The organism is Streptomyces sp. NPDC059003, from assembly GCF_042740445.1.
In the GTDB taxonomy this organism is placed as follows: Bacteria; Actinomycetota; Actinomycetes; order Streptomycetales; family Streptomycetaceae; genus Streptomyces.
This window is the reverse complement of the sequence record NZ_JBHYJH010000271.1, coordinates 1-8,227: the sequence shown is the minus strand read 5'-3', so window position 1 is coordinate 8,227 and position 8,227 is coordinate 1. Positions and strand designations below refer to the sequence as shown.

At 74.2% G+C, this 8,227-nt stretch carries 5 protein-coding genes; 3 read left to right on the top strand and 2 right to left on the bottom strand.

The window, feature by feature from the left end; all coding sequences use genetic code 11:
- Positions 1-36 precede the first annotated feature (36 nt).
- Together ACFWZ5_RS43015 and ACFWZ5_RS43010 are read right to left on the bottom strand one after the other, a co-directional pair.
- Positions 37-4,923, bottom strand: coding sequence for a BTAD domain-containing putative transcriptional regulator (locus ACFWZ5_RS43015; protein WP_384892518.1), 4,887 nt, complete (start codon positions 4,921-4,923; stop codon positions 37-39).
- 238 nt (positions 4,924-5,161) lie between these two features.
- Positions 5,162-5,674: a carboxymuconolactone decarboxylase family protein gene (locus tag ACFWZ5_RS43010; RefSeq protein WP_384805227.1), complete on the bottom strand. Its 513-nt coding sequence runs from the start codon at positions 5,672-5,674 to the stop codon at positions 5,162-5,164.
- Positions 5,675-5,697: 23 nt separating this feature from the next.
- Between ACFWZ5_RS43010 and ACFWZ5_RS43005 the strand changes: the two genes are divergently transcribed.
- The 3 genes from ACFWZ5_RS43005 (at position 5,698) to ACFWZ5_RS42995 (ending at position 7,989) form a co-directional block, all read left to right on the top strand.
- Positions 5,698-6,252: a MarR family winged helix-turn-helix transcriptional regulator gene (locus ACFWZ5_RS43005; protein WP_384805229.1), complete on the top strand. Its 555-nt coding sequence runs from the start codon at positions 5,698-5,700 to the stop codon at positions 6,250-6,252.
- A gap of 97 nt (positions 6,253-6,349) precedes the next feature.
- The gene (locus ACFWZ5_RS43000) at positions 6,350-6,937 is read left to right on the top strand and encodes a Uma2 family endonuclease (protein ID WP_384805231.1); all 588 of its coding nucleotides are present in this window, start codon (positions 6,350-6,352) and stop codon (positions 6,935-6,937) included.
- 59 nt (positions 6,938-6,996) lie between these two features.
- On the top strand, positions 6,997-7,989 hold the full coding sequence (locus ACFWZ5_RS42995; RefSeq protein ID WP_384805233.1) for an aldo/keto reductase: 993 nt from the start codon (positions 6,997-6,999) through the stop codon (positions 7,987-7,989).
- The last annotated feature ends 238 nt before the right edge of the window (positions 7,990-8,227 follow it).

Here is an 8,227-nt window from a genome sequence, read left to right as displayed (position 1 = left end):
AGGGGGCGGAGCCCCCTAGTTTCGGGAAGGGGCGGGTCAGGGGCGCCCCGCGAGGCGTTGGAGTGCCTCCCGCGCCTCCCCCTGCCAGTGCGGCGCGTCCGCCCGCCGGGCCAGGGCCAGGGCCTGGCAGTAGTGCGTGACGGCGTCATCCGTACGGCCCAGATGCTCCGCGATCTCCCCCAGGTACTGGGCGACCGGCCCGAGCGTGAACATGCCGCAAGCCGCCCCCGCCAACTCCTCCGCCGCAGGCAGAAGTTCCTCGTACGCGGCCTCGGCCACGTCCCGGTCGTCAAGCCGCACCGCGGCAAGCCCGGCCGCGGCAAGCCGCAACTCGTACAGGAAGTCCCGCCGCATGGTGAGGAGTTCGGGAACGAGGGCGCGCGCCTGCGCGGTGCGCCCCGCGGCGGCGAGGGTGAGGGCGTGCGTGGCGCCCGACCCACTGCGCCCCCAGACCTGGTACTCGCGCTGCGACAGGTCGGCGTGCTCGGCGAGCCGCCCGTCCTGATGGCGCAGGCAGAACAGGGCGAGGCCGTACAGGGCGCGCTCGGCCCCCCAGACGCCGATGCGGCCGAGCGCCTCACGCGCGGTGGCGTAGATCCGCTCCGCGGCGTCGCCCCGCCCCGCCGCGGCCTCGCGCAGCGCGTCGTACAGCATCGGCACGATCGTGAGCGACGGCATGTCGTTCTCGGCGGCGAGCCGCCGGGCCGCGCGGGCCTGCTCGTCCGCCTCGCGGAACGAGGCGTGGGCCGCGTACGACTGCATCAGGACGGTGCGCGCCAGCGCCTCGGCCGCGCCGAGCCCGGCGGCCCGCGCCACCGACAGCATCTCCTCGGCGATCCGGGCGCGGCGCGGCGCGAGGCCCGCGCTGCCGTAGGTCTGCATGAGGCGGCCGTTCAGCGCGAGGACGAGCAGGCGCGGGTCGCCGATGCGGCGCGCCATCCGCTCGGCGTCGGCGGCGGCGCGCAGGCCGCGTTCGCCGCCGACGCCGTCCAGCTCCATGGCGAGGGTGGCGAGCAGGCGGCACCTCAACTCGCCGTCCTCGTCCGGCAGTTCCGCGAGCAGCCGCTCGACGGTGGCGGTGATACGGCGGTCGGCGCCCGCCATGTAGTCGCGGTGGTACCAGAGCGCGGGCACGTCGTTGCAGGTGGCGATCCGCGCGAGGTCGTACGGGTCGCCGTCGGCCGGGAAGGCCTCCAGGGCGGCGCCGTGCTCGGCGCGGGCGGTCTGCACGTCCCCGGCGAGGGCGAGCGTGCGGACCAGGCCGATGACGAGCTCGGGGCCGTCGGCCACGGTCACCAGCGGGGCGGCGCCGAGCCGTTCGTACGCGGCGAGGGCGCGCCGCCACAGCTGCGCGGCCTCCTGGTGCGCGAACCTGCGCCGGGCGAGCGCGGCCGCCGCGTGCGTGTGCCGGACGGCCCGCAGCACGTCGCGCGGGCCCGCCGACTCCAGGCAGTGGTGGGCGAGGGCGGTCACGTCGTCCGGGCGGAGCCGCTCGATGGCGCCGGCGGCGCGGGCGTGCCAGCGGGTGCGGCGCAGCCGTGAGACGTCCTGGTAGAGGGTGTCGCGGACGAGGGCGTGGGCGAAGCGGATGCGGCCGGGTCCGGGTTCGGTGACGACGCCGGTGCGCAGGGCCTCTTCGACGGCCTCGATGACGCCCGTGTCGGCGGCGGCCCCTTCGCGGCCCCCGTCGCCCGCGTCCTCCGAGGCGCAGATTTCCAGGAGGACATCGATGTCAACTTCCGTTCCGACGGCGGCTGCTTGGCGCAGCACGCCCCGCGTGTACGGGGTGAGGCGGTTCAGCCGACGCCTGATCACGTCCTTGACGCCCAGGGGGACTTGGGAGGTGGCGGCCTTGACTCCCTCCGCCTGCAGCAGCCTTGCGGTCTCGCGTACGAAGAAGGGGTTGCCGCCCGTGCGGTCGGCGATGAGCCGGATGGTGTCCTCGTCGAGCTCGGGGTCGTCCGCGCCGCGCCCCGTGATGTCCCGGACGAGGGCGGCCACGGCCTCCAGGCCGAGGCCCGCCAGCTCGACCCGGGCGGGTTCGCAGCGGGCGAGCGCGGCGAGGGTGTCGCACGCGGAGTCGGTCAGCTCCTCGGTGCGGCAGGTGACCAGGAGCAGCACGGGCCGCTCGGCGAGCGCCTTGGGCAGGCGGCGCAGGAGCGTGAGCGTCTCGTCGTCGGCGCGGTGCAGGTCTTCGAGTACGAGGACGAGCGGCGCGGCGTCGGCCACGGAGGCGAGGTAGGCGCCGGTGGCCGTGTGCGCCTGGAAGCGGGTCACGTCCCCGGAGTGCGGCTCCGGGGCGTCCTGGAGGAGCGGCGTCAGCGCGTGCCGCAGCGCGGGCGAGGGTTCGTGCCCCGCGGCGACGAGCGCCCGCAGCAACTCCGCCCACGGGTATCCGGCGGGCGCCCCCTCCACCTCGGAACACCGCCCCCAGGCGGCCGTCCACCCCCGCACCGTCAGACCGCGCACCGCCGCCTCGGCCAGCGCGGTCTTGCCGGTACCGGGGGCACCGCCCAGAAGCGCGACGCGAAGCCTCGCATGGGCGGCGGCCTGCCGGGCCTCGGCGGCCAGCCGCCGGAGTTCGGGGGCGCGGCCGGGGAGGTGGGGCGGGGGGAGCTGGGCTGGGGGGAGCGGGATCGGGCCGAGGGGGACCGGGCCGAGCGGGATCGCGCCGAGCTGGGCCGGGTCTCGTTTGGCCGGGCTGAGCTGGCTGAGCTGGGCGAGTTGGCCGAGTTGGCCGAGTTGGAGGAGGGGGGCGGTGGTGTCCGGTGTGTTGGTGGGCGCGGGCGGGGCGCCCGGGGCGGTGGGCAGGGTGGGGGTGGTGGCGGACATCGTGCCCGGGGCGGCGTGCAGTACGCCTGCGGCGGCGCCCGGTACGTGGGCGGTCGCGGCCGGTGCGTCGGCGGTCGCGCCCGTTACGTGGGCAGTCGCACCCAGCACGCCGGTGGTCGCGCCCGGTGCGTCGGCGACCGCGTCCTGTACGTCGGCGGTGTCGTCCGGCGCGTACGCCGTCGCCCCGGCGCAAGCGCCCTGTCCCGTGCACCGCGCCCGGCCGTCCCCCAGCTCCGGGCTCGGCTCCGAGGAGGGCACCGGGAGGAGTCGTACGGTGCGGGAGACGCCGATGCGGGGCGCGGTGGCGGGGAGGGTGCGCCCTTGGGGGCCGAGGGCTGCTGGAGCAGGGTGGGCGACGGTCGGATGAGCGAGAAGGACGGCTTGGGTGTCGGAGTCGGGAGAGGCGCCGGGTGCGGCGTGGGCTGCGGACGCAGCCGGGGCCGCGGGGACCACGGAAGCCTCCGGGCCCCCGGGAGCCACCGGGCCCCCAGGGGTCGCAGATGACACCCGGACCGACGGGACCTCAGGACCGGCAGACGACACCCTGAACGCCGGGACTTCGGGACCGGCAGACGACACCAGGAACGCCGGGGCCTCAGGGGCAGCAGAAGCCGCCGGACCCACCGGGACGCCAGGAGCAACAGAAGCCACCGGAACCGCCGGGACCCCAGGAGCAACAGAAGCCGCCGGAACCGCAGACACCACGGGAGCCACAGACATCACGGGAGCCGCGGAGACGGCGGAACCCGCAGGAGCGGCAGGGACTGCGGCAATGCCGACGAGACGGCCCGGCCCACCGGTGCCGACCTCGCCTCCAGCCCCGGCCTCGCCCCCAGCCCCGATCCCGGCCTCGCCACGAGCCCCGATCCCGGCCTCCGAGCGAGACCCGGCCTCGGTCCCGGGCGTAACCCCCACCCCGAAGCCAGCTCCGGACTCAGCCCCGGAACCACCCCCGACCTCGCTCCCGGACCGACCCCCGGGCACGTTCCCGGACCCGAACCCGGCACCGGACCCAGCCCCAGCCTCGAACCCGCCCGCGCCCGTAAACCCGTTTCCGGCCCCGGCCCCAACCGCGGCCTCGTTCCCAGGCCCAGCCCCGACCCCAAACCCGTTCCCGGCCCCGGCACCGACCCCAAACCCGTTCCCGGCCCCGACCCCGGCCCCGGACCCAGCGCCAAAACCAGACCCAGACCCAGACCCGGCCCCAGGCCCAGCCCCAAAACCAGCCCCAGACCCAGACCCAGACCCACCCCCGGCCCCAGCCCCAGCCCCAAAACCGTCCCCGGCCCCGAAGCCACCCCCGAACCCACCCGCAACCCCCACCCCGGCCAACCCCGGATCCTGGCGGAGGATGTCCCGTTCCAGGTTGCGCAGGGGCAGGCCGGGGTCGATGCCCAGTTCCTCCGTGAGGACCGTGCGGGCCGTGCGGAGGGCCGCGAGGGCGTCGGCCTGGCGGCCGGTGCGGTAGAGGGCGAGGGCGAGGAGGCGCCAGCCCTCCTCGCGCAGGGGGTGGGCGCGGGTGTGGGCCTCCAGGTCGGCGACGACCTGCGCCGCCGCGCCGAGGGCGAGCTCGGCCTCCGCGAGCCGTTCGGTGGCGAGGAGCCGCAGTTCGCCGAGCCGGGTCACCTCGGGCGCCGCCCAGTCCTGCGGGGCGAACTCCGCGTACGCGCCGCCCCGCCACAGGTCGAGCGCCGCCGTGAGCCGGTCCCGGGTCTCGGCGGGGCCGCCCGGCACGGAGGCCTGGACGGCCTGCCGGACCAGGTCCTCGAACCGCCAGGCGTCGACGGCCGCGCGCTCCAGGCGCAGCGCGTAGCCGGGCGGCGCGGTGACGAGGACGCGGGGCGGCGTGCGCGAGGGGCGGCCCGGTTCGAGGGCCTTGCGGATCGTGGAGACGAGGGTCCGCAGCGAGCCGAGCGCCCGCTCGGACGGCGTGTCCTGCCACAGGTCGCCGATGAGCCGGTCCAGCGGTACGACCCGGCCCCGGGCCATCAGAAGCCGTGCCAGGACAGCACGGTGACGGGGCCCGCGCAGGTCGACGCGGTCACCGTCGTCCCACGCCTCCACGGCCCCCAGCACGCGCAACTCGATCACAGTGCCCCCCTTCGGCACAGGGGAACGCGCCGCGTCGGTCACCGCGGCGTGTGGTGCGTCCCCCATGGCCGACCGCCACGGATTTCACCCCACACCTCACCGCGCGTCGACCGCGCCTCATATTGGACGTGGGACCGTCACCCTGCGTCAATTCGTTGCCGATTCACGGCGGGTCATACCCATCACAACGCGACCCTGACGCATCCCACGCCACACCGACCGCATCACATCACTCCGCTCACACGGCCCTCACCAGCCGGTTCGCGAGCGTCGACATCGTGTACGCGCCGATGCCGAGGACGACCTCCAGCGCGTTGCGCCGCGTGTACCCGTGGTCCAGGAACGCCGTCAGGTCCGCGTCGTCGACGCCGCCCGCGGTGTCGAGGACGCGGAGCGCGAAGCGGCGGACCGCTTCGAGGCGCGCGTGGTCCGCGGGCAGTTCGTGGCCCGCGCGCAGGGCCGTGACGAGCGCGGTGTCCGCGCCGAGGGCGCGGAGCTTGCCGGTGTGCAGGGCCACGCAGACGTGGCAGTCGTTGCGTACGGCGACCGCCATGATCACGGTCTCGCGGGCCAGCGGGTCGAGCGTGGTCCGCTCGAACTTCTCGCTCATCTCCAGGAACCCGGTGAGCAGTTCGGGCGACTCGGCGAGCCGCCCGACGGCGTCGGGCAGCCGCCCGAAGGCGCGGGTCACGCCCTCCATGGCGGGGCGGGAGGCGGCGGGCGCGGTCTCGGTGGTGTGGCTGGTGAACAACTCGGCCCCCTAAAATCGACAACATGGTTGACGATAAGAAGGTAAACCAGGTTGTCGAAAAGGGGAAGGGCTCCGCTGGTGATGGCGGCGGCGCGGGCGGGGCTCGCGGGCGCGACGAGACTCCCGGGTACGAGCTGCCGCTCCTCCTCTTCGCCGGCTTCCGCACCCTCATCGACCGCCTGCACGCCGAGCTCGCCCGCCAGGGCCACCCGGACCTGCGCCCGGCGTACGGCTTCGCGATGCAGGCCGTCGGCGTGGGCGGCGCGAGCGCGAGCGACATCGGGCGCCGCCTCGGCGTGACCAAGCAGGCGGCGGGCAAGACCGTCGACCGCCTCGTCGCCCTCGGCTACGCGGAGCGCGCCGACGACCCGGCCGACGCCCGCCGCAAACTGGTCCGCCTCACACCGCACGGCCTGGACGCGCTCGCCCGCTCGGCGGCGGTCTTCGACGAACTGCGCGGGGAGTGGACGCGGGCCCTGGGCGCGGAGCGGGTACGGGCCCTGGAGGACGACCTGCGCGCGGTCGTGGCGCCGGACGCGTTCCGCCTGGACGCGGCGGGGTGGCTGGGCGGGGCGTGACCTGCGGTCGCACATCCGTACGTGACCTTGGCGCCGTGCGTATCGTTGTACTGCGCGGCTGCCCACGATCGGCGGGCGGCCGGGGAGGAGCGCCACGATGTCCGTCGTAGACGACAGGATCAAGATGGCCGACGAGAACACGCGAGTGCTGGATGCGATGTTCGAGGCGTTTGAGGGGCGGCCCATCCTCGAAGGCATGAGGATCGAGGTGGTGGAGGGTGACGTCCACATGACGCCGCAGCGGAACGTGCACTGGCAGATCATCCGCAGGGTCCTCCACGCGCTGGACGACCGATTCGGCCGGGACACGCTGGTGATGTCCGACGTGCGCGTCGACTTCCCCGGCTTCCGGAACGCCTTCTGCCCCGACGTGGCGAAGTTCCGCGACGGAGCACAACCTGACGACGAGGGGCGCTGGCAGCACGCAGACATCGAGTTCATCGCCGAGGTCATCTCCAAAGGCACAGCGCAGAACGACTACGGACCGAAGAAGACCACGTACGCGAAAGCCGAGATCCCCCTCTACCTCATCGCCGACCCCTACCAACGCAAGGTCCACGTCTACACCCAGCCCAAGAACGGCGGTTACGAAGTCGAATCGGTCGTTGCCTTCGGCCGCGATGTGGACCTCACCGACACAGTTCTCGGCCTCACCCTCAAGACCGCCGACTTCCCCTGCGAGTGACCCCGCCCGCCCCCGACCCCCTTGCCTAGAGCGCACTCGACGCCGTTGGCTTGACCCCCATGAAGTACACGCAGCTGGGACGCACCGGACTCAAGGTCAGCCGCCTCATTCTCGGCACGATGAACTTCGGGCCGCAGACGGGGGAGGCCGAAAGCCACGCGATCATGGACGCCGCGCTCGGCGCGGGGATCAACTTCTTCGACACCGCCAACGTCTACGGCTGGGGCGAGAACAAGGGCCGCACCGAGGAGATCATCGGCACCTGGTTCGCCCAGGGCGGCGACCGGCGCGACAAGACGGTGCTCGCCACCAAGGTGTACGGCAACATGGCGCCGCACGACGGCGCGCCGTGGCCCAACCACGACAAGCTCTCCGCGCTCAACATCCGCCGCTCGGTCGAAGCCTCCCTCAGGCGCCTCCAGACCGACCACATCGACGTCTACCAGTTCCACCACATCGACCGGGACACGCCGTTCGAGGAGATCTGGCAGGCCGTCGACGTCCTCGTGCAGCAGGGCAAGATCCTCTACGCCGGCTCGTCGAACTTCCCCGGCTACAAGATCGCGCAGGCCAACGAGCGCGCCGCGCGGCGCGGCAGCTACGGCCTGGTCAGCGAGCAGTGCCTGTACAACCTCGCGGAGCGGCGCGCCGAGCTGGAGGTCATCCCGGCCGCGCAGGACTACGGCCTGGGTGTCATCCCCTGGTCGCCGCTGCACGGCGGGCTGCTCGGCGGGATGCTGAAGAAGGAGGTCACGGGCGGGCGCCGGGCCGCGGGGCGGGCCGCCGACGCGCTCGCCGACGACGTGGTGCGGGGGCGGGTGCGGCGGTACGAGGATCTGCTCGACAAGCACGGGCTCGAGCCCGGCGAGGTGGCCCTCGCCTGGCTGCTCACCCGGCCCGGTGTCACCGGGCCGATCGTCGGGCCCCGTACGGCGGGGCAGCTGGCGTCCGCGATCCGCGCGGTCGACCTGGAGCTCGGGCCCGAGCTCCTCGCGTCCCTCGATGAGATCTTCCCCGGGCCCGGGCCCGCGCCGGAGGCCTTCGCCTGGTAGCTCCTGGTAGTTACCTTCCGAGGGCCGCCGCGAGGGCCACCACGGCGAACATCAGCACGAGCACACCGGCCATGATCCGGTTCCTGGTCTTCGGGTCCACGCCATCGAGGTTAACGGTCGGGGCGGGGGACCTCGCGGGGCGCCCCAAGTCCCACCCCTTCACCGAACCTGGGGCTGAAATGAACCCACCCGCCCTGAAAGGGCGGGTGGGTGGGGAAAAAGGGGGTCCTAGGGTGAA